The sequence below is a fragment of the Bacillus sp. P4_D3 genome, from assembly GCF_056401855.1.
In genome coordinates this window covers 40,999-67,906 of record NZ_JBFUIN010000006.1, presented here as the reverse complement: position 1 = coordinate 67,906, position 26,908 = coordinate 40,999, and the positions used below count along the sequence as shown (strand labels likewise).

Genomic DNA, 26,908 nt, shown 5'->3' with positions numbered 1-26,908 from the left:
AAAGTAGACGGAACAACAATTACGAATACTTACAAGAATACGGACAAAACAGAACTAAGTGGCAAGAAAGTCTGGGAAGACTATAACAACCAATTCAAGACACGTCCGGAAAGCATCACGGTTCAATTACTTCAAAATGGAACAACAGAGTTCCAAACAAAAGAAGTGAAAGCTGATGAAAAAGGTAACTGGACTTTCAGTTTCACAGATCTACCAAAGTACGATGGACAAGGAAATGCGTACACGTACACAGTAAGTGAAGTAAAAGTGAAAGACTATGAAACAAAAGTAGACGGAACAACGATTACGAACACTTACAAAAATACAGAAACAACAGAAATCAGTGGTAAGAAAGTCTGGGATGATAACAACGCAATAGATCGTCCAGTATCCATCAAAGTAGACTTATTGCAAAATGGAAAAGTTATTGACACGAAAGAAGTAAGCGTGGCAACAAACTGGAAGTACACGTTTGAAAAACTACAAGTATATGATGCAAACGGAGTAGCGTACAAGTATGAAGTGAAAGAACAACCAGTAGCGGGATACAAATCCGAAGTAAAAGGATATGACATCACGAATACAAAAATCAAGGACGAACCAGGTGTAGATCCAAAAGATCCAAGTACAGATCCGAAAGATCCAAGCACAGATCCAAAAGATCCAAGCCATACAGATCCAAAAGATCCAAGTACAGATCCAAACGCAAATACAGACAAAAATAGCGATTCAAAAGTTCCACCTACTACAGAAAATGATAAGCCAACATTACTTCCTAACACAGGAGGAACATCAGCAGAAATGAGTTCAATTCTTGGAGGTATTGTATTATTCCTTTTAGGTGGAATCCTACTCGCTCGTCAGCGAATAAAATAATAAAAAAGATTTAGATTATTGATTACACTGTAATCTGAGTAGCAGACAAATTAAAAAATTACTATTGATATTACGCCCTTTAGGTAAGTATTCAAAAACACTTCACGATAAAGTGAAGGGAAGAATGCAACCTGAAGGGTTTTTTTATAGAAAAAAGAGAACAATTTCAGGTTGGGCTCAATCAGCGGCCGAATAATATGGTCAGCTTTCATAGAGATAAGCGGCTCTAAAGTAATAACGARACCGCTTTCAATAAGTCTATTATCCATTGGATCATAAGCTTAGAATGTGGTGTGGTATCTCATGTGATTTAAGATCAATGACCATGTTCCGTTAAGTTTTGGATGAATGCATAGCCATTTTTATGGCTAATTTAGAAATAGTATTTTGTAAAGCTTTGCTCGTGAGTAGCTGCATCAGCGTTTGTTTCAGGAATAAAAGCATTTGTTCCTAAAATAACTGTTAAAGCTAACACAACTGCAAGAATAATTTTTTCATAGTAGAAAGCCTTCTTTATTAGATGTAATTACTATTATTATTCTACATGGTAATACCATTCAATAATGCAACTACATTAATATATCACGTTTTATATTATAAACAATAAATCGTATAATTAATATAATTTAATTTAATTAATATATTAATGTTTTTTTGGTAATAACGCTATGTAATAAATATGCTGTTATACATATTTATTTTTCCTTAATAAAAAGCCACCGATTAATCGGTAGCTTGAAATAGTATTAAGCAGCTTTTTGTCCTGTTTTCACGGCAGGCTGAAGGGTATTATAGACACCGGTTCCAATGACCTCTAATGCCGTTTTCATACGTTCTGGTGAAATGTTCTCAAATACGTTATCTTGAGGCGTGTGATATACCTTTTCGATATGATAGATTAATGGATTCCAACTATCGACGCCCATCCAAATAAATAGTGCAGAAGGAATACCCACTTCAGCAAATGGTACGTGATCACTAGAGCCAAATTTCCCTTGAAGAACGAGATCATTATTTAATTGTTTACCTGCTTGTAAGGCAGCATCTGTTACAAGGTTTGTCGAGCCATCAGGAGTCATTGCATATAAATTCTTTGCTTTATCATAATTCGTTGCAACCATGTCTGCGTTAAAAACACCTAAAATTCGATCGCGTTCCTTTTGGGACAGACTATTAACATAATAATCAGAGCCAAGTAAGCCGATTTCCTCAGAACCAAAAGCAATAAAACGAATTTCTTTATCAGTTTCTACATTTTGAAAAGCACGAGCTAATTCTAATACTAATCCTGTACCAGAAGCATTATCATTTGCCCCAGGTGCTCCAACGACACTATCATAGTGTGAACTTACAACGACAGCTTTTTCATTACCTGTACTATTTTTTGGTTTCTTTTTAGCGATGACATTTAGGGATGTTAAATTAGATTCATGTCTCGCTTTTAGGGAAAGAATTGTTGTCTCCTTTTTAGCGATTTCTTCTTTAAACGCATTTCCTTGAGCATAAGCAAGACCAAAGACAGGGATAGACTGCTTTTTAGTTAAGCGAGGATTAAAGGTTTGTCCGTAGTTTCCACGACCTCCAATTAAACTGTATAAAAGAACACCTTTTGCCCCTTTACTAACAGCATTTTCAACTTGTTTATTATAATCTGCTACTGTGGCACCTCTTTCGAATAAAACAATTTTTCCGTTTACCTCATTTGGAATATCGTCCAATTTTGTACCACCTTGAACAAAGATAAGCGGAGCTGTAACAGCTTCTGTAGAAATTAGTGAATTGGGAGCAGCACCAGCTTGCCAATTACGCTTTGCCTCTAATGGTGATTCGATAAATCCAACGTATTGATCCGGAACTTGAAAGGGTTGATACTCTACTTCATATCCCATTGACTTAAGCTTCATACCAATATAGCGAGAAGCCCATTCTTCTGATTTTGTACCACCTGGACGGGGACCGATTGTTTCGGATAAGAAACGGATATGCTCGATGGCGCGGTTTGCATCAACTTGTTTTGTAATAGGTGGAGTCTGTGTAATTTCTGACGTGGAATCAGCTTTTGCTTGTCCGATTGGAGCTAAGCTAACGGCGAGCGATACAGCAAGCAAGGAGCTTACTATTTTTTGTTTCAGTGATTTTCTCATTTTTTCCTCTCCCATTCTTCTATTCTCTCTGACTGACAAAAGAAGACGGATAACGACCTTATTTTACCTTTATATATCTTAATTTTCAATAAATGTATGTTGAGAAATAAAAAACGCTATATGCACATTTGCATATTTTTAGCGGATATATGTATGCTATCATTTTAAATGAAGGATCGCTTTCTGTTTTGAAGGCTCCTACATTGCATGAATCTAGTGTACCCAAACTTTAGATTATGTAGGGAAAAGAGATCCGTTATAGGATTTCTTTTCTTTTGTTTTGTTTGAATCATGTGATGGTAACTATGTTTCCGCATTTCATAATTATCATCAGTGATATATGTAAGGCATCCATATGAAAATACGAGGCTGTTCAAGAGTTTTCCGTACTTTTGGACAGCCTCACCCCGTTAAAAAGGTGATACTTTGATGTATCACCTTTTTATTTGTATAAGCTTTCTGTTTATATGGATGTTACATACTTAAAAATAATAAAAAACAGCCGCTTTAGTAGAAGGAATCTACAAAACGGCTGTTTTTTATTATAGTTGAGTTAAAATAATTGGCTCGCTACGAGTGACAACAACTGTATGTTCACATTGTGCAACAAGGCTTTTATCTGGTGTAACGAATGTCCAACCATCATCACCGCGCTCAATAATATGATCAGCTTTCATAGAGATGAATGGTTCTACAGCGATAACAAGGCCGTCTTTTAGAAGTGCATTATCCATTGGATCATAGTAGCTTAAGATGTGATTTGGGGCTTCGTGTAAGCTAAGACCAATGCCGTGACCAGTTAAGTTTTGGATTACATTATATCCACTTTTATGTGCAAAGTTAGAAACAGCACGACCAATTTGATTTTGTTTTGAGCCAGCTTTTACTTTTTTCATTGCTTCCCAAAAAGAGTCTACTGCAGCTTGGCAAAGTTTTTCTTTTTCTTCATCTTCTCCAAGAACAAATGAGATACCTGTATCTGCATAATAGCCGTCAAGTGCTGCCGATACGTCTACGTTTACTAAATCGCCTTCTTTTAATACGCGATCGCTTGGAATGCCGTGAGCAACTTCTTCGTTTACACTAATGCAAGTTACACCTGGGAATTTATATTCTTTTTCAGGCGCTGAAATAGCACCGTGCTCATCTAATACTTTTTTACCAATTAAATCAAGCTCTTTCGTTGTCATACCTGGCTTCGCTTGTTTTTTCATTTCTTCGCGTGCAAGTGCAACGATGCGGCCGATTTTTCGTAAACCTTCTAAATCTTGTTCATTACGAATAATCATGAAAACCACTGTCCTTCCTCGAATATATGTCTTATCCGATTGTATCATGTTTATTTTTGTACTGCTACTCGCGTGCGGTATAAGGGTTGATTCCTCTCATAAAGAATACATGACAATTGTCATATGGATGTCATGACGCATCATACTGTTTCCTAACTTTTCCAGCGCATACAATGTAAATATAAGAAACAGCGGGGGTGGAGAGATGGAAAAGATTATTGAAGTAAATGGTGTTTCTAAAACATTTAAACATAAAAAAGCAGTAAATAACGTTTCATTTCATGTAAATAAAGGGCAAATAGTAGCATTACTCGGTCCAAATGGTGCGGGGAAAACAACGACAATTTCAATGATGCTCGGGTTAAAAGATCCGACAGAAGGGAATGTCTCTATATTTGGAAAGATTCCGAAGCATAGAGATGTTCGTAATAGCCTTGGTGCGATGCTGCAAGAAGTAAGTGTGATTGATAGTATCACGGTAGATGAGGCAATTGAGTTATTCCGTAGTTATTATACGAATCCAGTAGCGAAAGAAACATTACTTCAGTTATCAAATTTAGAATCAGAGCGAAAACAAAGATGTGAAAAGTTATCAGGTGGTCAAAAGAGAAGGTTAAATTTTGCACTGGCACTTGCAGGAAATCCAGAGTTGTTATTTTTAGATGAGCCGACAGTTGGAATGGATATTACGTCTCGAAAAACATTTTGGGAAACGATTAGAAAGTTAGCAAGTGAAGGGAAAACGATTATTTTAACGACGCACTATTTAGAAGAGGCAGATGCTTTAGCGGATCGGATTTTATTATTTGCGAACGGAAAGATCATCGCAGATGGTACGCCAGATGAAATGAAAGCGACGATTTCTCGAAAAACGATTTCGTTTTATTCGAAAGAAAGTATCCCTATGGGCTTGCTAAAGGAATTGCCGAATGTAACAGGAGTACAGTCAAATGAGGGGCGGATTATTTTAACAACGGAGGATACTGATGCCACGTTACAAGCAATTTATCAAAAGAACCTACCTGTAACAGATATTTCAGTTGAACGTGGAAGTCTCGACGAAGCATTTGAACAGTTTGTCGCAAATCAGAAGGGGGAAATCGCATGAGAGCACTATGGATGCAATGTAAAATAGAGGTTTTGCGTACGTTCCGTAATAAATTATTTATCTTTTTCTCATTATTAATGCCAGTTATGTTTTACTATATTTTCACAAATGTTATTCAAGTCCCACAAAACGGAGATGCTTGGAAAGCTCATTATTTAATTTCAATGGCGACTTTCAGTATTGTAGGGACTGCACTTTTTAGTTTCGGTGTGAGACTTTCTCAGGAAAAAGGGCAAGGATGGACACATCTTTTAAAAATTACACCACTTCCAGAGGGAGCATATTTAGCAGCAAAGATTATTGCTCAAACAGTAGTGAATGCTTTTTCAATCTTAGTTATTTTTATGGCAGGAATATTAATTAATAATGTCGAGTTAACAGTAGGTCAATGGATTGGTGCCGGATTATGGTTATTATTAGGCGTGACACCATTTTTAGCACTCGGAACAGTAATAGGTTCAATCAAAAAGGCGGATGCAGCTGCTGGCCTGGCTAATATTTTAAATATGAGCTTAGCTGTAGTTGGCGGATTATGGATGCCAATTGAAGTATTCCCAAAAGTATTAAGAACTATTGGAGAATGGACACCAACATATCATTTTGGTAGCGGGGCATGGGATATTGTAGCTGGAAAATCAATTGGATGGGAAAATATCGCGGTACTAGGAGGTTATTTCCTTATATTTGTTGTAGTATCAATATATATAAGAAAAAGACAGGAAGCGGTATAAATGATAGAGAAGAAGAGGATTGAGATTTTTCCGAAACATATGGGTTTCTTCCCGTATATGTGGTTAGTATATCTGTTATTTCCGATTTACCATCTAACGCAGGTATCAGGGTGGAAACTTGGGATAGGGAGCGGTATGTTGGTGCTTTTTATTATCACATACCGTCAACTTTATTTTGTTAATAAGACGTTCATTTTATGGGCATGTATTCAAATGGTACTCATCTTTTTATTTGCCTTATTTTATAATGCCTTTATGATATTTTTTGGTTTTTTTACTGCAAGTGCGATGGGCTTTGCGCCAAGTAAGAAAGTATTTCGAGTGTTGTTAGGACTGTTGATTACAATGCTTGGATCCTTTATATTCGTATATTTTAAGCAGTTAACAACTACAAGTTTAGTGAATATAGTTCCAATGTTTATTTTAATGCTTCTTACGCCATTTGGAATGCGTAATTTTAATCAGAAAAAGATGTTGAAAAATCAATTAAACGAAGCAAATGAACAAATTAAGGACTTAGTAAAACGTGAAGAACGTCAGCGAATTGCAAGAGATCTTCATGACACGTTAGGACACACATTATCTCTTATTACTTTGAAAAGTCAGCTCGTGGAGAAGTTAATTGTGAAAAATCCGGAGCGGGCAAGTATGGAAGCGAAGGAAATTACACAAACATCTCGTACTGCTTTAAAACAACTACGAGAGTTAATTTCTGATATGCGTATGATTACAGTGGAAGAAGAACTTGAGCAAATAAAAGCGATTTTGCAAGCTGCCAATATTGAATTAGAAGTAAAGCAGGAGGCTAATTCTAGTTCGTTATCACCAATTGAACAAAATATTTTAGGTATGTGTTTACGTGAAGCTGTTACGAATGTCGTGAAGCATAGTAAGGCAAAGGCATGTACCGTTTCTATACTAGAATCACAAGGTGAGTTGATTTTGAAAGTAGAAGATAATGGCGTCGGTTTGGAAAATCAAAGTCATGATGGAAACGGTATTCGAGGTATGAAGGAGCGGATTTCCCTTATTGATGGAATAGTTGAACTGGATACGATTAATCCAGGAACACTGTTAACGGTGAAAGTTCCAATTGTAATTAGAACAGGAAAAGATGAGGTGAGGGCATGATTCGAATTATTATTGCAGAAGATCAACGAATGCTTCGTGGTGCATTAGGAGCCCTGCTTGATCTGGAAGATGATATTGAAGTAGTTGGGCAAGCTGCAAATGGTGAAGAGGCGTTAAAATTAATTGAATCGCTAAAGCCCGATATAAGTATTATGGATATTGAAATGCCAATCCAAAGTGGTTTAGATGTTGCTGAAATTTTAAAGAAAGAAAAATCATCTTGTAAAGTAATGATTTTAACAACATTTGCACGACCAGGTTATTTTGAACGTGCAATGAAAGCTGGTGTGCACGGATATTTATTAAAAGATAGTCCAAGTGAGGATTTAGCTTCGGCGATTCGTAACGTAATGAAAGGGAAACGAGAGATTTCTCAAGAGTTAATGTTTGGCTTATGGCAAGAACAAAATCCGTTATCAGATCGTGAAAGAGAAGTGCTCCTATTAGCGAAAGAAGGAAAGACGGCAAATGAAATTGCGAAAACACTTTATCTTTCACCGGGTACAGTACGTAATTATATTTCCGAAGTGTTAACGAAGCTCGACGCGAAAAATAGAATTGAGGCAATTACAATTGCGGAAGAAAAGGGATGGATATAAAAAGAAGTTTACCTATAGTCGGTAAACTTCTTTTTTTCTTATTTTCCTTGTTGTACTTCTACTACTTTATTAATTTTTGCTAGTGCTTTATATCCATGTGCTTGGAAAGCCCTTTCGAATTCTGTTGCTGTCGTATTACCATATAAGTCTTTTGCAGCTTGTACAATGTGAGATTGAAGTGATTCAAAATCTTCTGCTGAAGTTGCGTAGTTTTGCAATGCACGCATAACAACTTTACTTACTTTTTCATTTCCTTGTCTTTGAACAGGTATACCGTTATACGTTTTACCTTCAGCTAATTGATATAATACATGGCTAATGATTCCGGAATTCACATGAGATTCTTGATTATTTCCATCATTATAGAAATCTTGTAAGTTTGTATATAGTTTGTTGCCGCCGTCACCAATTTCCCCTGGGATGTCACGAATTGTTAGACCACCTAACGTATCACCCATAATCCAATTTCCTTTATCTTTCTTTACGTAATATTCTATTTGTGTACCCCAAAAATCTGCTAAACCTTCATTTAGCGCAGATGTTTCAGCACTTGGATATCGCACAATTTTATTTTTCGTCGTACCACTAAATACAGCATGTCCAAATTCATGGGCTGTTACGTCAAGAGCAGAGGTTAATTTTCCATTTAGCCCGTCACCAAAGACCATTTGATTCCAACCTGGATGCCAAAACGCATTTACATAGTTTTCTTTTACACCATCACTAACTTCAGTAGAATCAAATCCGTGGACGCTAGCAACAACTTTTGAATCTTTATTATCGTAACTTTTTAGATTATGTTCTTTCTTAAAATAGTCGTAAATATTACTCATGTTTTTCATAACACCAGCTGCTTCTTTATCTGCAAAGTTCGAAGTGTTACTTGAAATAAGTGTCCCTGGATAACCGGCTTGGCTATTGCCACCAAGAGAGTCAGCATAGTCTGCGTTATAAATATAAATACCATTTCCACGGGATAAATCAGCTAAATAAAATTTTCCGTCAGTACCTTTTGCGATATTAAATAATACATTTTCTTGTAGCGCATTTTTCCCAGTTCCTTGTTCTTTCGCTGGTGATAGTCTAGGTGCTGTTACTTGATTAATAGTTTTATTCTCTTTATTTTTAATAAACTTTTCTTGGAAAAGTACTTCACCAGTTTGTAAGTCCATGATTGCATTTCCGTTTATAACTTGTTCATTGTTTTCATAAGTAAATGTAAGGACCGTTGCGTATGTATAGTGCCCATCTTTTTTCGTATAAACTACCGTTTCGCTAGAAAATTCTGTTTCTGTCGCATCACTTGGAATTTGAAGTATATTGCGTAATTTAGATTTTACTTCATTTTTCGACAAAAAATTTGTTATAKTAAGATTAAGTTGTTGGTCTAAATTTTGGGCAACTTTACCACTAACAGTTGTAATTACTCCATTTTTATCTACTTTTACAATGAGATCTTGACCATATACTTTATAGTTTTTGTATGTTTGTGCAAGGCGTAATTCGGTTTGATTTTCTTTTGTTTCTGTATTTGTAGGTTGAAAATCGACATTCTTTTCAGTAGTAACTTGCTCTTGTTGAGCTTTAGCCCCATTTACCTCACCTTTTAAATACTTTTTAGCAATATTCTCTTTTGTATCGTTTTGAGGTTGTGTTAATTTTCCGATTGTTAAACCAGGCTGAGCAATTTCAACTTTCACTTCATTTTTATCTAATTCTTGAGCGTGAATAGCTTCTGTTGATAAAGGACAAAGAAGACCGAATGTAACGAAAGCACTAGCAAGTTTTCTATAATTCATCTATAACACTCCTAATCTTGTATTGTGTATGTGAGATGAATTGTATGAGGAATTTGCCGAATTTTATATATATTATGCATTATTTCATATCAAAAATTGTCGAATTCACATTATTGTAGTGGTATGACAACTTAAAAAAAATTAGATTGTTATAATGGGATGGTGAGTAAGTATGCATGCAGAAAAATTAGGAAGCGAAATAAAGAAAATTAGGGTAATGAGAGGATTAACACAGAAACAACTCTCCGATAATGTATGTCATCAATCGGAAGTGAGCAGAATTGAATCGGGCGCGGTATACCCAAGTATGGATATATTGCAAGGTATCGCAGCGAAGTTACAAGTTCCCATTATTCATTTTTATGAGGTACTCATTTATTCCGATATCGAGAGGAAAAAGCAGTTTAAAGATCGAATTATTATACTTCTTAAGCAAAAGAAATATAAAGAGATTTATAATAAAGTATGGAATGAGCTGAAAAAGGAAGAGTATCATCCTGAGTTTCAGCAGTTTCTTCAATGGCAATATCATGTATCTGCGTATGTGCTAAAGAAGATTGATTATGAATATTGTATTCTAGAGTTAAAAAAGCTACTAAATCAACAATTAACGGGAATAGATGTGTATCAAAATCTTTATATAGAAAATGCGATTGCAAATATTTATGCTGAAAATGGCTATTTTAAGAAGAGTATTGAGTTATTTGAGGATATATTAAAGCAAGTAGAAACATTGCATAATAATGAAGAATTCGATGTGAAGGTAAGATATAATCACGCGAAAGCATTATACTTAGATAACCAATATGAAGAAGCACTTTATCAAGTGAATAAAGCGATTGAAATATCGTGCCGGATTAATAGTATGGCATTAATTGGACAGCTATACTATCAAAGAGGTGAATGCCTAGAGAAGTTAGAGCATGATGGGGCAGAGATTGAAGATGCATATAAGAAAGCAAGTTTCTTTTTTGATATATTAGAAATGCATGTATATAAAGAAGCGCTCGCAAATAAAATCAACAGATAAACACCCTAAAAAATGGATATGCATAATTGCATACGGTATGGATAAATTTTCATGATATATTAAAAGAAAAAATGTGGGTGATGGAATATGAAAAAACTACTTATTGGTAGTCTATTAACGTTAGCAATGGCATGGGGTATTTCATTAGGAGATACAGCTTTAGAGAAAAGCCAGGTAATTTCTCATAATAATCAAGAGGTACAATTAGCTTCAGATCTACCTTTTGAATATTAAAAAACAACCGTCTTACTTAGACGGTTGTTTTTTCGTTGAGTAACATCCAAACATCTTTACTAGAAACAGGTTTGCTAAAGAGGAATCCTTGAATGTGGTCACAGTTTTGTTCGTGTAAAAACTTCCATTGTTCTTCTGTTTCTACACCTTCCGCAATAACCTCTAACTTTAATTCTTTTGATAGCGTAATAATGGAAGCGATAATCGCTTCTTCTAAAGGGCTATTTGTAATTCCACAAATAAATTCTCGAGCAATTTTTAATGTATTGATTGGATATTTCGTTAAATAAGCTAAAGAACTATAACCAGTTCCAAAGTCATCAATTGAAATTTGGATACCGAGATTTTGAAGTTCTTCTAGTTTAGCAATTACAGAATGATTTTGATTAATCGCGATACTTTCCGTAATCTCAATATCTAGTGCTTCAGGTTTTAGTTCGGTTTCTTCCAAGACTTTTGAAATAGTTGGGATTAAATCTGAACGGTTAAATTGAACAACAGATAAATTCACACCAACCTTTAAGTGAGAAAATCCTTGGTTATGCCACTTCCTTGCTTCTAAGCAGGCTGTACGTAAAATCCAATTACCAAGTTCAATAATAAACCCTGTCTCCTCTGCTAGAGGGATGAATTGGGCAGGTGATACAATTCCGAGTTTTGGGTGTTTCCAACGAATTAACGCCTCAAAACCGATAATTTGTTTTGTTTTTGTGTTTACTTGTGGCTGGTATTCAAGGAAAAATTCATTTTGTTGTAGTGCTTTTGAAAGCTCACCTTCTAGGAAGTGTATTTCATTTTGAGCAATACTCATTTCTTTTGAGAAGAAAACGAATCTGTTTTTTCCATTTGCCTTTGCTCGATACATAGCCATATCTGCATTTTTCATTAATTCGGTTACATCGGTTCCGTAGTCAGGGTACATTGCAATTCCGATACTCGGTGTAACAGAAAGTTCTTCATCTTTAATAAAGTAAGGCTTATTTAAAATAGTTAAAATTTGTTCAGCTATAAAAGAAGCACTTTTTTCAGAGTACATATCTGGTAATAGAATCGTAAATTCATCTCCGCCTTGGCGGGCAACGATATCTTTTGAACGCAAACATCCACGTAATCTTTTTGCTACTTCAATTAATAATAAATCCCCGACATCATGGCCGAGTCGATCGTTAATTTTTTTAAATCGATCTAAGTCGAGGAACATGACCGCAACGTCATTAGTGTTGTTTTGAGCTGTATTTAAAATCGTTTTTAAATCTTTTTCGAATTTCCGGCGATTCGGTAGTCCTGTAAGTGCATCATGGAAAGCCATATGCTCTACTTGCTTTTGTTTTTCATATAAAGTTGTAATATCACGTGCTATACCAAACATCCCAACAACTTCTTTATTTATGAAAGTAGGGATGAGTGTAATGTGAAGGTAATAGTAGTAGCCTTCTTTTTCTTTTGTACGAACCTCTAAAGTTTGTGGTCTACCTTCTTTAGTTATTTGTAAAGCTCTCTTTAGTAGATCATGGTCTTTTAAATCAATAAAGTGTAGAAGGGAATAGCTTTCGACTTCACAATAGTAGGCAGTAAATAAGCTTTCACAAGCCTTATTAGATTGTTGAAAAATGCCATTCATATTTAAAGAGAAAACGGCATCAGGATGATCTTCGAATAAAGATGTATAACGTTGTTCACTTTTTGATAACGCAGATGCACCTTCTTCAACTTTTCCTTCTAGTTGTGTAGTCAACTGTTCGTACGTATCGATTAGTACCTGATTATCTTTCCACATGTAAAGTTGTCGTAGGAATAATAAGATGAGTGATAATACGAGACCGATTAACATGAACTTATCATCCCAAGGTTGAATAAGAATAAAGGCAAAGGTAATGATTATACTGAAATATGGTAATATAAAGCGCACATAATCGAATCGATAATATTTCGCTTTCGTTTCATGTTGCATGGGTTTATCCAAAATATATAGTATGGATGATAAACCGATTAATAAAATTGAAGCAGTATGTATTAAGTAAGAGACTTCAGAAGAAGGTTTCATTCCTGAGTTTAACTGGAACAGGTGTATATATCCGTATACAAGTATGATAGTAAAGCCGATAATTAACGAAATTCTACTAGAAGAATATTGTTCTCTTCTATATAGACTAATAACAGCGTAAATCACTAATGATTGTGCAATAAAGTATCCAATTAAAAACCACGTATCTGTTGTTAACATACGAAAGCTCGAAAGATCCAAAATAAAAGTTAAGGTAAAATAAATATTCATAATAACAATAAAGATGCTGTCGAATGAAAATTGTGCAAGGCCTCTAATAGAGTAATGTTTTATAAACTTTATAGCAAAGCCAGAAAAGAGCAAAATATATTGTATGATGAAAAAAGGCAATGCCTTATATGAGAATATGACTTGATCATATATAGAAAGTGAATGAAGAAATAAAGTTATCTCCATAGCCAATCCACATATACAAGTGCATAGTACTAGAACCCAAAATAGTTTGTCACCGTGCTTCATCTTCTTAATTGCTTTATATAAGCAATAGCAAGAAAAGAGTGTAGCAAAACAAAATAAGAAGAGAATTCCAATTTCTTTTATATTTAAATCCCTAGGGATAAGGAATATCCAAAGAGAAAATATAATTATATACATCATGACAAATTGTACATATTTTTTTTGATTAATCATATTATGACTCCGTTTCAATAAAGTTGAATCGCAGGGGGAAAATGCTAATTTAAATAATAGCATATAAATTGGGATGTTTTTTGCTATAAGAATTACTTTTTTTGAAAAAATAGCGCAGTGTTACAAATTACCATTGTAACGTTGCGCCGTTTTTTCTTTTTATCCCTCTTATAGAAGCGATTTCATCTATTAACTGAAGAAGTGCTAAATCCTTTTGTTTACTTTCAATCATAATATCGAAATCATGATCAATTTTTTTTGTAATGTGCAAAAAAGGTTTAATAAACTCTAAATCAATATAATCTGCGTGGGCCCTAAATTCTTTTTCAGATCTAGGAGAAGAAATATGAACTTTAGGAAGGACATTTGTATGTGACCAAGTTTTAAATATCATAGGAAGTAATTCTTCTAGCGGTTCATTACAAAGGTTCGCTATGTGATGATGATAATCGAACACGAAAGGGATTTTTTCTTTTTGACAAATAGCCAAAGTTTCAGAAGTTGTATATGTTTTATCGTCATTTTCAAGAGTCATTTGTCTTTTTATATGGTAAGGAAGTTGTTGTATGTTTTCATGAAAACGTTCGATTGCCTTCTCCTTATTTCCATACGCGCCACCTACATGGATATTAATGTAGGAAGAATCTGCAATTCCCATAGCATTTAACACGTTATAATGATAGGTCATATCTGTAATGGCATTATTTGTAATATGTGGTTTGTCGCTTGTAAATAGTGTAAATTGATTGGGATGAAAACTTACGCGTAAATTGTGTGCTTGAATTAATGCTCCTATTTTACGCCATAGTGGAGCAAATAGTTGAATGTAATCAAATTCAACTTCAGGATGTGTTGCAAGCGGGACGATAGAAGATGATAAACGATATAATGGAATTTCGTGTGCAATATTGTAATGAAGGATGCGTATTGTGTGTTCTAGATTTTGCAGTGTGACATTATATAATTTATCTTCACGCTCTTGTTTTCTTAGTTTTTTCCAGCTTGTAAATGTCATTGTTTTGGCAGGCGAACAGTCCCATAATGCCGTAGCATGTGAGACATATCCAAATCGCATTATCATATGTGATGCACCTCTTTAGCTCTTGAAATTTCCCTATAAAAAGAACGCGAGTATCGTTCCTATCCATTCCTTTCCTCTATCAATAATGGAGAGAGGGCTGACATCTTCAAAGGAAAGTAATGAGGAGCGTCCCAAATCTTCCTCGAATTTGCTTTTTACTTCTTGTATGAAATGTTTATCGTATAAAAGGCAATTGATTTCATGGTTACTATATAAACTTCTCATATCAAAATTAGCAGTTCCGATATCACAAATATGATCGTCTACTATAATAATTTTTGCGTGAAAAAACCCTTGCTGAAAAGCGTAAATATTACAACCAGCTTGTATTAACTTTCGGCAATATGGGAATTTTGCTTCTCGAACGAGGGCATGATCAGCCTTTTGTGGAACGAGAATAGTTATTTGAACCCCACGTTTTCGTGCTTTTAATAATGCGTTCATAATTTTTTTTCCAGGAATAAAATATGGTGTACCGATAAAGAGTTCTGTTTTCGCGCTTTCGATTAAATGTAAAAATGTATTCTGTAAATAGGCACCATCAGTAGGGATGAAACGATGTAGGACGGTCCCTGGTTGTTGCGTAGGAAAATAAAGAGATGAATCTAATAAATTTTGGTCTGTATCATCAAACCAGTCATGTAAAAATTGTTTTTGTAAATCTTGTATCCCTTCTCCTGTAAGACGTAAATGATAATCTCGCCATAACCCTAACTTTTGATTATGCCCTAAATATTCCTCGCCAATATTAAATCCACCAATATAACCAATTTTCCCGTCAATAACTGTAATTTTTCTATGGTTTCTTTGATTTGCAGAAAAGAAAGGAAAAGGAAATTTCACTTTATGACAAAATGAAAAAGAGACACCATGCTTTTGTAGGGAGTAAATCACTTCTTTTGATAAATAATGACTTCCAAAACGGTCGAGTAAAAGTCTTACTTCAATTCCTTCTTGTGCTTTATCGATAAGTAACTTTAAAAACGTACGACTTATCTCATCGTTTTTTACAATAAAAAATAAAACGTGCACATGGTGTTTAGCTTGTTTTATATCAGTAAAGAGAGCATCGTACAGATCATTTCCGTATGTATAAAGGCGAAAATCACTTTGACGTAAAGGGAAAGAACGAGAACGTACACGCTTTAAATGAACAATTCGCCCGTATAAAAGGTCGATTGTAATCCAGAGAGCGCTACCTAATAACAAGAGAGATAAGAAAAACATAAGTAAATTCCCTCCTTCACGGTCTTTTCACCATCAGTTTTTTACAAATCAAAAGTTCAATTTAGCCCGCTATTTGCGGGCTGCCCGTAAAAGTCCGATTAGTGTGGGCTAATAATCATTGGGTATGAACAGCCCCGCCGATTAAAGTTTCACTTTATAGTTTCACCGAAATAAACAGCTTTATTAAAAAATGTGTTGTTGTATAACAAAAAACTGTTGACTGAATGCTCACTCATTATATAATGGGAATAGGGGATACAATTCAGAAAATTATATATTTTCGAAGATTCTAAAAAAGGAAGAGGGCTTACAAAGAGAGGGGTAGCATAAAATGAATAGCTTACTAATCATTAATTGGCTGGCTGCCATTGCTGTTATTGCTTATGCGGGATATTTGTTTGTATATCTTATACGAACGAGGATGGCCTACATACAATTAGGAAAAAAGATTGAATTTGACCGTCGTTTTAAAGAACGTTGGGATCTCCTTAAGGTCAATGTTTTCGGTCAAAAAAAGCTGCTGAAAGATAAAAAGAGCGGCATCATTCACGTTATGTTCTTTTACGGATTTATTCTTGTCCAATTTGGAGCAATTGACTTCGTTTGGAAAGGGCTCGCACCAGGATCACATCTTCCACTTGGACCACTATATCCTGCATTTACATTCTTCCAGGAAATTGTCACACTTGTTATTTTAATTGCAGTCTTTTGGGCTTTTCATAGACGCTATGTTGAAAAGCTTGTTCGTTTAAAACGTAATTTCAAATCAGGTCTTGTCCTTATCTTTATCGGTGGCTTAATGATTTCTGTGCTACTTGGTAATGGGATGGGAATTATATGGCATGGCGAAGAGCTTTCGTGGAGTGAACCAATCGCTTCTGCAATCGCTTACGTTTTCTCAGGGATAAATGAAACCGTAGCCATTTCAGTGTTCTATTTCTCTTGGTGGGTGCATCTATTAATCTTGTTAACGTTTTTAGTTTATGTACCACAATCAAAACATGCGCATTTAATTGCTGGACCAGTTAACGTATTTTTTGGTCGTCTTTCAAATCCAGGAAAACTTGAAAAAATCGATTTTGAAGATGAAACGCAAGAAACATTCGGTGTTGGTAAAATTGAAGACTTTAGACAAAATCAACTTATCGACTTATATTCTTGCGTCGAATGTGGTCGTTGTACAAATATGTGTCCGGCAACAGGAACAGGGAAAATGTTATCACCGATGGATTTAATTTTAAAACTTCGTGATCATTTAACTGATAAAGGAGCAGCGGTAACATCAAAAGCACCGTGGGTTCCAGTTGTTGCTTTTAATAATACACAAGGAAATCAGTTAGCGATGATGGCAGCTGGAAAAGGACAACAAGAATCAGCGGCTACAGCGCTAGCGTACGATCCAAGTTTAATCGGAGATGTTATTACAGAAGAAGAGATTTGGGCATGTACAACGTGCCGTAACTGTGAGGACCAGTGCCCAGTTATGAATGAGCATGTTGACAAAATTATTGATTTACGCCGCTATCTCGTTTTAACAGAAGGGAAGATGGACGCGGAAGCGCAGCGTGCAATGACAAACATTGAGCGTCAAGGGAATCCGTGGGGACTGAATCGTAAAGAGCGTGAAACATGGCGCCAAGGTGACGATGAAGTAACAGTTCCAACTGTAAAGGAGAAATCAAAAGCTGGCGAAGAGTTTGAATACTTATTCTGGGTTGGATCAATGGGTTCGTATGACAATCGCAGTCAGAAGATTGCGATATCATTTGCGAAGCTAATGAACGAAGCAGGCATTTCATTCGCAATTCTTGGTAATAAGGAAAAGAACTCTGGTGATACACCGCGCCGCCTTGGAAATGAATTTGTATTCCAGGAAATGGCGACTAAAAATATTGAAGAATTTGAAAAAGCAGGAGTGAAGAAAATCGTTACGATTGACCCTCATGCTTATAACACTTTTAAAAATGAGTACCCGGACTTTGGCTTACAAGCAGAAGTCTATCATCATACAGAATTACTAGCTCAGTGGGTGAAGGAAGGACGTTTAAAACCTGTCCATTCTATTGAAGAGACAGTTACGTATCATGATTCCTGTTACTTAGGAAGATACAACGAAGTATACGAAGCACCGCGCGATATTCTAAAAGCAATTCCAGGTGTAAACCTTGTAGAAATGGCGCGTAACCGTGAAACGGGAATGTGCTGTGGTGCGGGTGGTGGCCTAATGTGGATGGAAGAAACGGCAGGTTCTCGTATTAACGTTGCTCGTACAGAACAAGCGCTAGCTGTGCAGCCGTCAATTATCGGTACAGGATGCCCGTATTGCTTAACGATGATTAGTGACGGTACGAAAGCGAAAGAAGTTGAAGAAACAGTTCAAACTCTGGACGTAACAGAGATTTTAGAACGCTCAGTTATCGGACAGAAGAAAGAAGCAATGTAGTTTGTAGGCATGCATCCAACTTTAGAAAGAGGTGCAATAATTGCACCTCTTCTAAGCGTAGGAATGCCGAGCGAGCGCTCGGTGCTAAAAAAAGAAATGGGGGAAAGAAACATGAGTAAAACAGTTATTTTAAGTGCTGCAAGAACACCGGTTGGAAAATTTGGAGGAACTTTAAAAGACGTGAAAGCAACAGAACTTGGAGGAATCGCAATTAAGGCAGCGCTTGAAAGAGCGAATGTTTCCGCTAGTGATGTTGAAGAAGTTATATTTGGAACGGTTATCCAAGGAGGGCAAGGACAAATTCCATCACGCCAAGCAGCAAGAGCGGCCGGCATTCCTTGGGAAGTGCAGACAGAAACAGTAAATAAAGTTTGTGCATCAGGACTTCGCGCAGTTACGTTAGCGGATCAAATTATTCGTACTGGTGATCAATCACTGATTGTAGCTGGTGGAATGGAATCGATGAGTAACAGCCCTTACATTTTACGAGGGGCAAGATGGGGATACAGAATGGGTAACAACGAAGTTATCGATTTAAACGTTGCAGACGGTTTAACATGCGCATTTTCAGGTATACACATGGGTGTTTATGGCGGAGAAGTTGCAAACGAGGATGGGATCTCCCGCGAAGCACAAGATGAATGGGCATATCGTAGCCATCAACGTGCGGTTTCGGCACATAAGGAAGGTCGTTTTGAAGAGGAGATTGTACCAGTAACAATTCAGCAAAGAAAAGGCGATCCTATCGTCGTGGCTAAGGATGAGGCGCCACGCGCGGATACAACGATTGAAAAATTAGCGAAATTAAAGCCTGTTTTTGATAAGACGTCGTCGGTGACAGCTGGTAATGCTCCTGGACTAAATGATGGCGGTGCTGCGCTTGTATTAATGAGCGAGGACAGAGCGAAGCAAGAAGGAAGAAAGCCATTAGCGACAATTTTGGCGCATACGGCGATTGCGGTAGAATCGAAGGATTTCCCAAGAACACCAGGTTATGCAATTAATGAATTGCTGAAAAAGACAGGTAAGACAATTGAAGACATAGATCTATTTGAAATCAATGAGGCATTTGCGGCGGTAGCAATTGCAAGTACAGAAATCGCAGGAATCGATCCGGAAAAATTGAATGTAAATGGTGGTGCTGTAGCAATGGGGCATCCAATTGGAGCGAGCGGAGCACGTATTATCGTTACACTTATCCATGCACTGAAGCAGCGCGGCGGTGGAATTGGAATTGCTTCTATTTGTAGCGGTGGCGGTCAAGGTGATGCAGTGATGATTGAGGTTCATTAATTTACGTTCAGGAAATTTTCGGTTTATTAACAACTTATATTAAGGGGGAAGAAAGAATGGGTGTACAAAAAATAGTTGTAATTGGTGCAGGGCAAATGGGTTCAGGTATCGCACAAGTGTGTGCAATGGCAGGCTATGATGTGAAAGTGCAAGATTTAAAGCAAGAGCAATTAGATAGAGGGCTAGCTGTTATTTCGAAAAATTTAGCCCGCCAAGTAGAAAAAGGTCGTATGAAGGAAGAAGAGAAAGAAGCGACTTTAAATCGTCTTACATGGACGCTCGATTTAAATAGTGTCAAAGAAGCGGATCTTATTATTGAAGCAGCTGTTGAGAAAATGGATATTAAAAAGAAAATTTTTGCGAATCTAGATGAAATTGCTCCAGAACACGCAATTTTAGCGACGAATACGTCATCTCTACCAATTACGGAAATTGCAGCGGTAACGAAACGTCCTGAGAAAGTAATCGGCATGCACTTTATGAATCCAGTTCCAGTTATGAAACTCGTTGAAATTATTCGTGGTTTAGCTACAGATGATGCAGTGTACGAAACGATTGAGGATATTACGAAAAAAATCGGGAAAGTGCCAGTTGAAGTAAATGATTTCCCAGGGTTTGTATCGAACCGTATTTTATTACCGATGATTAACGAAGCAATCTATACGTTATATGAAGGTGTAGCGACGAAAGAAGCGATTGATGAAGTAATGAAACTCGGTATGAATCATCCGATGGGACCACTTACATTAGCTGATTTTATCGGTTTAGATACGTGTTTATACATTATGGAAGTGTTGCATGAAGGATTAGGAGATAGTAAATATCGCCCATGTCCATTATTACGTAAGTATGTGAATGCAGGATGGTTAGGACGTAAAACGGGTCGTGGTTTCTACGTTTACGAATAAATTCCTCCCTTTATTAAAGTAGTGGTCTTACCAAATTATTAAAAAGATATATAGCAAACGGAGGCGAAGTACATGAATTTTCACTTTACTGAAGAGCAACAAATAATGAGGAAAATGGTTCGAGATTTTGCGCAGAAGGAAATAGCTCCCTTTGTTCCTAGTATGGAACAAGGGGTGTTCCCAAAAGAGATTTTGCAAAAGATGGGTGAGCTTGGACTAATGGGTATTCCAGCGCCTGCAAAATATGGCGGGGCAGAAATGGATTTTATTTCTTACATTCTAGCGATTGAAGAAATTTCAAAGGTAAGCGCAACGGTCGGTGTAATTTTAGCTGTACATACATCAGTTGGAATGAATCCGATTTTGTATTTCGGAACAGAAGAACAGAAGCAGAAGTATGTTTCTAAACTGGCGACTGGTGAATATTTAGGCGCATTTGCTCTAACAGAACCGAATGCAGGATCAGATGCAGGCAGTTTGAAATCAAGAGCTGTAAAGAAAGGCGATCACTACATCATTAATGGATCGAAAGTCTTTATTACAAATGGTGGTGAAGCAAGTACATATATCGTCTTCGCGTCTACAAATCCAGAGGCGGGGAAAAGCGGGATTTCAGCATTTATAGTAGAGAAAGATACACCAGGCTTAATCATCGGAAAAGATGAGCATAAGATGGGGCTTCTTGGTTCTCGTACAGTGCAACTTACGTTTGAAGATATGAAAGTGCCGGCTGAGAATTTGCTTGGTGAAGAAGGACAAGGATTTAAGGTGGCAATGGCGAATTTAGATGTTGGGCGAATTGGAATCGGAGCGCAGGCATTAGGAATCGCGGAAGCGGCGCTTGCAAGTGCGATTGATTATGCGAAAGAGCGTGAGCAATTCGGAAAGCCAATTGTGGCGCAGCAAGGAATCGGATTCAAACTTGCAGATATGGCGACTAGCGTAGAAGCAGCGCGATTACTTGTATACAGAGCGGCATCGCTAAGAGCACAAGGATTACCATGCGGTAAAGAAGCTTCTATTGCGAAATTATTTGCTTCTAAGACGGCTGTTGAAGTTGCGATTGAAGCAGTGCAAGTATTTGGTGGTTATGGTTATACGAAAGATTATCCAGTAGAAAGATTTTTCCGTGATGCGAAGATCACACAAATATATGAAGGAACGAGCGAAATACAAAAGCTTGTAATTAGTCGAGCTTTATAAAAAGGCAGAGGGGGAGACGGGAATGCATTTTAAATTATCAGAAGAACATGAAATGATAAGGAAAATGGTTCGGGATTTTGCAAGGAATGAAGTAGCACCGACAGCAGCAGAGCGTGATGAGGAAGAGCGATTTGATCGCGCTTTATTCGATCAAATGGCAGAGCTTGGTTTGACCGGTATTCCGTGGCCTGAAGAATACGGCGGAATTGGAAGCGATTACTTGGCGTATGTAATTGCCGTTGAAGAATTATCCCGCGTCTGTGCTTCTACAGGTGTAACGTTGTCTGCACATACTTCACTTGCTGGATGGCCAATTTTTAAATTTGGAACGGAAGAGCAAAAACAAAAGTTTTTGCGCCCAATGGCTGAAGGGAAGAAAATTGGTGCATATGGCTTAACAGAACCAAGCTCTGGATCAGATGCTGGTGGAATGAGGACGACTGCAAAACGAGATGGAGACCATTACATTTTAAATGGTTCGAAAATCTTTATTACAAATGGCGGCATTGCTGATATTTATGTTGTTTTTGCATTAACAGATCCTGATTCGAAGCAGCGCGGCACAAGTGCATTTATTGTGGAGAGTGATACGCTAGGGTTTTCAGTTGGGAAGAAGGAAAGTAAGTTAGGAATTCGCTCTTCGCCAACGACTGAAATTATGTTTGAAGACTGCCGTATTCCTGCAAGGAATCTGCTAGGGGAAGAGGGCCAAGGATTTAAAGTTGCGATGCAAACGTTAGATGGCGGTCGTAATGGTATTGCGGCGCAAGCGGTTGGGATTGCACAATCCGCTTTAGATGCTTCTGTAGAATATGCAAGAGAACGTCATCAGTTTGGGAAGCCAATTGCGGCGCAACAAGGAATTGGCTTTAAACTTGCAGATATGGCAACGGATGTAGAGGCAGCGCGTCTTTTAACATATCAAGCGGCTTGGCTTGAATCTGAAGGGCTTCCGTACGGGAAAGAGTCAGCGATGTCAAAAGTATTTGCAGGTGATACAGCGATGAAGGTAACGACTGAAGCAGTACAAGTATTTGGTGGTTATGGTTATACGAAAGATTATCCAGTAGAGCGTTATATGCGCGATGCAAAGATTACACAAATATATGAGGGAACACAAGAGATTCAAAGGCTTGTAATTTCTCGTATGTTAACGAAGTAGGAACGAAAGCGTAGGTATTTTCCTACGCTTTTTACTTCCAAAAATAATAGAGAGAGGTGAAGGGATGGTTAAACATAATGTACATGCGTCAGTGAAAGATGAAAAATTAGTTGCGTTAAGGCGTGAACAAATGATTAAAGGTGCGGTGCAGCTGTTTAAGCAAAAAGGATTCCCGCGTACAACAACGAGAGAAATTGCGAAAGCGGCTGGATTTAGTATCGGAACACTTTATGAATACATTCGCACAAAAGATGATGTATTATATTTAGTTTGTGATAGTATTTATGAACATGTAAAAGAGCGGTTAGAGGAAGTAGTGTGTACAGAGAAGGGAAGTATAGAAAGCTTAAAGATAGCGATAACGAATTACTTTAAAGTGATGGATGAATTGCAAGAAGAAGTATTAATTATGTATCAAGAGGTACGTTTTTTACCGAAAGAATCACTCCCATATGTATTAGAAAAAGAGTTTCAGATGGTCGGGATGTTTGAGAATATTTTAGAGCAGTGTACGGAAAATGGGACATTTACACTAAATAAAAAGGAAATACAGCTTCTTGCACATAATATTTTCATACAAGGACAAATGTGGGGATTTAGACGTTGGGCCCTGCAAAAACTGTATACTCTCGAAGAATATACAGAAATGCAAATTAGGTATGTACTGCAAGGTGCGCATATGTTTCCGAAATAAGGAATGGACAAATTATAATTTTATCCCGTTTTTTTTTGTAGCATATTTGTGCGACTTTTGTTTATAATGAATAGTATGGATTTTTTTAAGCAGACCGTTGTATATAAGGTTATATTTGAAGAAAGGAAGTGCCGCATAAGTGAATTTTAAGCAATATTCACCAGAAGAGCTAAAAGAATGTTCAATGATTGAAGTTGTACATAGCGTTTTAGGGAATAAAAGACAAGCAACGACATTCAACGAGTTGGTTCAAGAAATCGCTCAAGTGCTGGGACTATCTCAAGGGCAAGTTAATACGAAACTCGCACAATTTTATACAGATTTAAACATCGATGGACGTTTCATTAATTTAGGAGAAAATCGTTGGGGGCTACGCAGCTGGTACCCATATGAGCAAATTGATGAAGAAATTCTGCCTCAGCCAAAACCGAAGAAGAAACGTAAAGTTGAAGAGGACGGTTTTGACGACTACATCGAAGAAGATGAAGATGAATTCGGCGATGCAGAAGGAAATGCAGACCAAGAAGAAGATGTAGAAGATTTGGACAAGGTTCTTGAAGAAGAAGACGCAGATGATGAAGATGATCTTGATGATGTAGAAGAAGATGATGAAGACTTCGCAGAAGAAGAACTTGAGTACGATGAAACTGAAGAAGAAGAAGAGGAAGAGCGTTAGTTCTTGACTTTTCATTATCGTCCATGTAGAATCATTTTTGGGCTCTTTAAAAAAGGACGATAATACTTTTAAAGTGTAAATATAAAAGAAAATTGCTCCCTACTTATTACTTTATGTGATGAGGGGAGCAATTTTCTTTTTTGTTTTTTGTTTAGAAAATAAAAAGAGCCTAACAATAAGATAGATACAGTGTTATCTACATACGTTGCGCTTTGCAACGGTGATTATATAACAACGAAGTAGAAGGGAGTATTTTCATGACTAAGTATATTTTTGTAACAGGCGGTGTAGTATCGTCTTTAGGTAAAGGTATTACAGCAGCATCTCTTGGAAGACTTTTAAAAAATCGTGGTTTAAACGTAACTATTCAAAAGTTTGATCCATACATTAACGTAGACCCAGGGACTATGAGCCCATACCAACACGGTGAGGTATTCGTAACAGATGATGGTGCAGAAACGGACTTAGACCTAGGTCACTATGAGCGTTTTATCGACATCAACTTAAATAAATACAGCAACGTAACAACAGGTAAAATTTACTCTTCAGTTCTTCAAAAAGAGCGTCGTGGTGAATATTTAGGAGGAACAGTTCAAGTTATTCCTCACATTACTAACGAAATTAAAGAACGTGTATATCGTTCTGGGCGCGAAACAAACGCCGACGTTGTTATTACAGAAATCGGTGGAACTGTTGGTGATATCGAGTCTCTACCATTCTTAGAAGCAATTCGTCAAATTAAGAGCGACATCGGTCGTGACAATGTAATGTACATTCACTGTACGTTAATCCCGTACTTAAAAGCAGCGGGTGAAATGAAAACAAAACCAACGCAACATAGCGTTAAAGAGCTTCGCAGCTTAGGTATTCAGCCGAACATTATCGTTGTTCGTACAGAATTACCTGTTTCTCAGGACATGAAAGACAAGCTTGCATTATTCTGTGACATCGATACAAAAGCAGTTATCGAAGCACGCGATGCAGATACTTTATATGCGGTTCCATTAGCTCTTCAAGAACAAAACATGGACCAAATCGTTTGCGATCACTTAAAATTAGACAATCCTGCTGCAGATATGACAGATTGGACTGCACTAGTTAATAAAGTACGTAACCTTTCTAAGAAAACAAAAATTGCTCTTGTTGGTAAATACGTAGAGCTTCAAGACGCATATATTTCTGTTGTAGAAGCACTTCGTCATGCAGGTTATTCATTCGACACAGATGTAGAAGTGAAATGGGTAAACGCTGAGCACGTAACAGCAGAGAACGTAAAAGAATTAGTTGGCGACACAGATGGTATCCTTGTACCAGGTGGCTTCGGCGATCGTGGTGTAGAAGGTAAAATCGTTGCAATTCAATATGCTCGTGAAAACAAAGTTCCATTCTTAGGAATTTGCCTAGGTATGCAACTTGCATCAATCGAATTTGCACGTAACGTATTAGGATTAGAAGGAGCTAACTCTTCTGAAATTAATCCTGACACACCTTATGCAATTATCGATTTATTACCAGAACAAAAAGATGTAGAAGATTTAGGTGGTACACTTCGCCTTGGTCTATACCCATGTAAGCTTGCTGAAGAAACAAATGCTTACAATGCTTACAACGAGCCGGTTATATATGAGCGTCATCGTCATCGTTATGAGTTCAACAATCAATTCCGTCCAGATATGGAAAAAGAAGGATTTGTATTCTCTGGTACAAGCCCAGACGGTCGTCTAGTGGAAATTATTGAATTACAAGATCATCCTTGGTTCGTGGCAGCACAGTTCCATCCAGAACTTGTATCTCGTCCAAACCGTCCGCAACCATTGTTCCATGATTTCGTAAGTGCTTCTATTACGAATAAAGAGAGCAAGTAATAAAAAAAAGCGCCTGAAATAGGGCGCTTTTTTTAATATTCGTTTAACATTTCATCAATTGTAAATTTCAATCCGTGATAAGCAAATAAAGCTATAATTAAACTTGGGAACCCGTAGCGGTTACCTTCATCATCTGGAATAAGACCTTTTAACAGCTTTGTATCAATATGTACATCTGTATATTGTTCCAGTGATTCAGCACCTTCTTGAATAGCCGAGATTCCAACGATAGATTGGCCTTCTTCATGAAGTTTTTTCGCGGTTTTTATAATTTCTTCATCTGTCGAAAAACGACTAATAAGAAGGACGCGGTCCGCAGAAGTCACTGCCGCCAGTTCACCGTTTTCTATTAAACGTTTTGCTTGTTTCATTGGTTCGGCGCCAAATAATGCTTCTGAAACAATACCCTCCATTTCGTTTGTACCATGCAAGTAAATAAAGCCGTCGCCAACTAACGCCTGGGCAAGTAGACGAGCGCTATCTTCTATATTCATTTCCTCTTTTTGAGAAATTCTGGAGAAATATCCACTTAATTGAGTTGAGAAAATTTTTAACATGTTGTTGCTCCTTTCTTTCGTGTTAGCTGGTTCTCATTATAGCTTATTTTTTTTGGAAAGGGGAAATAGTAGGGTGGCATAACAAAATAGGAAACGGTAAAATAAGAAAGAATAGGAAGGGATTTGGCAAAGAGTAGCGAAAATAAACCGATAAGATATAAGA

The 26,908-nt window shown here is 37.0% G+C and carries 22 protein-coding genes and 1 pseudogene; 15 read left to right on the top strand and 8 right to left on the bottom strand.

What is annotated here, in order from left to right; genetic code table 11:
- Nucleotides 1–876 (top strand): Cna B-type domain-containing protein (locus AC1DTM_RS02475; RefSeq protein ID WP_477000029.1); only part of this gene is annotated, 876 nt, incomplete at its 5' end.
- A gap of 191 nt (nt 877–1,067) precedes the next feature.
- On the opposite strand, the pseudogene AC1DTM_RS02470 reads toward AC1DTM_RS02475, so the two are convergent.
- From AC1DTM_RS02470 to map, 3 genes and pseudogenes are all read right to left on the bottom strand, one after another.
- Nucleotides 1,068–1,246 (bottom strand): annotated as a pseudogene (locus AC1DTM_RS02470) (M24 family metallopeptidase); the annotation flags it as partial.
- A gap of 376 nt (nt 1,247–1,622) precedes the next feature.
- A complete protein-coding gene (locus tag AC1DTM_RS02465) occupies nt 1,623–3,020 on the bottom strand; it encodes a M28 family metallopeptidase (RefSeq protein WP_088099733.1) in 1,398 nt (465 codons plus the stop codon).
- 542 nt (nt 3,021–3,562) lie between these two features.
- Nucleotides 3,563–4,357, bottom strand: coding sequence for a type I methionyl aminopeptidase (gene map / locus AC1DTM_RS02460; protein WP_088099730.1), 795 nt, complete (start codon nt 4,355–4,357; stop codon nt 3,563–3,565).
- A gap of 157 nt (nt 4,358–4,514) precedes the next feature.
- Here map and AC1DTM_RS02455 point away from each other — a divergent pair, with 157 nt between their 5' ends.
- Genes AC1DTM_RS02455 through AC1DTM_RS02440 form a run of 4 tightly spaced genes read left to right on the top strand, consistent with a single transcriptional unit; the run spans nt 4,515 to nt 7,878 of the window.
- Nucleotides 4,515–5,417 carry an ABC transporter ATP-binding protein gene (locus tag AC1DTM_RS02455; RefSeq protein WP_477000028.1) on the top strand — a complete coding sequence of 301 codons (903 nt, stop codon included), beginning with the start codon at nt 4,515–4,517 and terminating at the stop codon, nt 5,415–5,417.
- On the top strand, nt 5,414–6,148 hold the full coding sequence (locus AC1DTM_RS02450; protein WP_002113090.1) for an ABC transporter permease: 735 nt from the start codon (nt 5,414–5,416) through the stop codon (nt 6,146–6,148). The genes AC1DTM_RS02455 and AC1DTM_RS02450 overlap by 4 nt, the downstream gene beginning before the upstream one ends.
- Nucleotides 6,149–7,279: a sensor histidine kinase gene (locus AC1DTM_RS02445; protein WP_088099729.1), complete on the top strand. Its 1,131-nt coding sequence runs from the start codon at nt 6,149–6,151 to the stop codon at nt 7,277–7,279. It begins immediately after the preceding gene.
- Nucleotides 7,276–7,878: a response regulator transcription factor gene (locus AC1DTM_RS02440; RefSeq protein ID WP_016106731.1), complete on the top strand. Its 603-nt coding sequence runs from the start codon at nt 7,276–7,278 to the stop codon at nt 7,876–7,878. Before AC1DTM_RS02445 ends, AC1DTM_RS02440 begins: the two co-directional genes overlap by 4 nt.
- A gap of 38 nt (nt 7,879–7,916) precedes the next feature.
- On the opposite strand, the gene AC1DTM_RS02435 is transcribed toward AC1DTM_RS02440, so the two are convergent.
- Nucleotides 7,917–9,677, bottom strand: coding sequence for a M4 family metallopeptidase (locus tag AC1DTM_RS02435; protein WP_477000027.1), 1,761 nt, complete (start codon nt 9,675–9,677; stop codon nt 7,917–7,919).
- 172 nt (nt 9,678–9,849) lie between these two features.
- Here AC1DTM_RS02435 and AC1DTM_RS02430 point away from each other — a divergent pair, with 172 nt between their 5' ends.
- Both AC1DTM_RS02430 and AC1DTM_RS02425 read left to right on the top strand, forming a co-directional pair.
- The gene (locus tag AC1DTM_RS02430; protein ID WP_016106729.1) at nt 9,850–10,707 is read left to right on the top strand and encodes a helix-turn-helix domain-containing protein; all 858 of its coding nucleotides are present in this window, start codon (nt 9,850–9,852) and stop codon (nt 10,705–10,707) included.
- An 87-nt stretch (nt 10,708–10,794) separates the two neighbouring features.
- Nucleotides 10,795–10,941 (top strand): quorum-sensing peptide PapR, encoded by a 147-nt coding sequence (locus tag AC1DTM_RS02425; RefSeq protein ID WP_033714914.1) that lies wholly within the window; start codon nt 10,795–10,797, stop codon nt 10,939–10,941.
- Nucleotides 10,942–10,957: 16 nt separating this feature from the next.
- Here the strand turns inward: AC1DTM_RS02425 and AC1DTM_RS02420 are convergent, their stop codons facing one another.
- From AC1DTM_RS02420 to cls, 3 genes are all read right to left on the bottom strand, one after another.
- Nucleotides 10,958–13,636, bottom strand: coding sequence for a DUF4084 domain-containing protein (locus AC1DTM_RS02420; RefSeq protein ID WP_477000026.1), 2,679 nt, complete (start codon nt 13,634–13,636; stop codon nt 10,958–10,960).
- 127 nt (nt 13,637–13,763) lie between these two features.
- On the bottom strand, nt 13,764–14,717 hold the full coding sequence (gene uvsE / locus AC1DTM_RS02415) for a UV DNA damage repair endonuclease UvsE (protein WP_016106727.1): 954 nt from the start codon (nt 14,715–14,717) through the stop codon (nt 13,764–13,766).
- A 33-nt stretch (nt 14,718–14,750) separates the two neighbouring features.
- Entirely contained in the window at nt 14,751–15,944 is a 1,194-nt protein-coding gene (gene cls / locus AC1DTM_RS02410) for a cardiolipin synthase (RefSeq protein ID WP_016106726.1), read from the bottom strand.
- Between the two features lie 331 nt (nt 15,945–16,275).
- Between cls and AC1DTM_RS02405 the strand changes: the two genes are divergently transcribed.
- From AC1DTM_RS02405 to pyrG, 8 genes are all read left to right on the top strand, one after another.
- The gene (locus AC1DTM_RS02405; protein ID WP_002198758.1) at nt 16,276–18,387 is read left to right on the top strand and encodes a (Fe-S)-binding protein; all 2,112 of its coding nucleotides are present in this window, start codon (nt 16,276–16,278) and stop codon (nt 18,385–18,387) included.
- Nucleotides 18,388–18,396: 9 nt separating this feature from the next.
- Nucleotides 18,397–19,680, top strand: coding sequence for an acetyl-CoA C-acetyltransferase (locus tag AC1DTM_RS02400; protein WP_070129229.1), 1,284 nt, complete (start codon nt 18,397–18,399; stop codon nt 19,678–19,680).
- 56 nt (nt 19,681–19,736) lie between these two features.
- The gene (locus AC1DTM_RS02395) at nt 19,737–20,588 is read left to right on the top strand and encodes a 3-hydroxybutyryl-CoA dehydrogenase (protein ID WP_002113074.1); all 852 of its coding nucleotides are present in this window, start codon (nt 19,737–19,739) and stop codon (nt 20,586–20,588) included.
- 72 nt (nt 20,589–20,660) lie between these two features.
- Nucleotides 20,661–21,791, top strand: a complete 1,131-nt coding sequence (locus tag AC1DTM_RS02390) for an acyl-CoA dehydrogenase (protein WP_256416287.1) — start codon at nt 20,661–20,663, stop codon at nt 21,789–21,791.
- A 22-nt stretch (nt 21,792–21,813) separates the two neighbouring features.
- Complete coding sequence (acdA, locus tag AC1DTM_RS02385; RefSeq protein WP_002113071.1) at nt 21,814–22,953, top strand: acyl-CoA dehydrogenase AcdA; 1,140 nt, start codon at nt 21,814–21,816, stop codon at nt 22,951–22,953.
- Between the two features lie 64 nt (nt 22,954–23,017).
- On the top strand, nt 23,018–23,647 hold the full coding sequence (locus AC1DTM_RS02380; protein ID WP_000238598.1) for a TetR/AcrR family transcriptional regulator: 630 nt from the start codon (nt 23,018–23,020) through the stop codon (nt 23,645–23,647).
- 139 nt (nt 23,648–23,786) lie between these two features.
- The gene (gene rpoE / locus AC1DTM_RS02375) at nt 23,787–24,323 is read left to right on the top strand and encodes a DNA-directed RNA polymerase subunit delta (protein WP_016106723.1); all 537 of its coding nucleotides are present in this window, start codon (nt 23,787–23,789) and stop codon (nt 24,321–24,323) included.
- 257 nt (nt 24,324–24,580) lie between these two features.
- A complete protein-coding gene (gene pyrG, locus AC1DTM_RS02370) occupies nt 24,581–26,188 on the top strand; it encodes a CTP synthase (RefSeq protein WP_016106722.1) in 1,608 nt (535 codons plus the stop codon).
- A 32-nt stretch (nt 26,189–26,220) separates the two neighbouring features.
- On the opposite strand, the gene AC1DTM_RS02365 is transcribed toward pyrG, so the two are convergent.
- On the bottom strand, nt 26,221–26,745 hold the full coding sequence (locus AC1DTM_RS02365) for a DUF2529 domain-containing protein (RefSeq protein ID WP_016106721.1): 525 nt from the start codon (nt 26,743–26,745) through the stop codon (nt 26,221–26,223).
- Nucleotides 26,746–26,908: the final 163 nt, after the last annotated feature.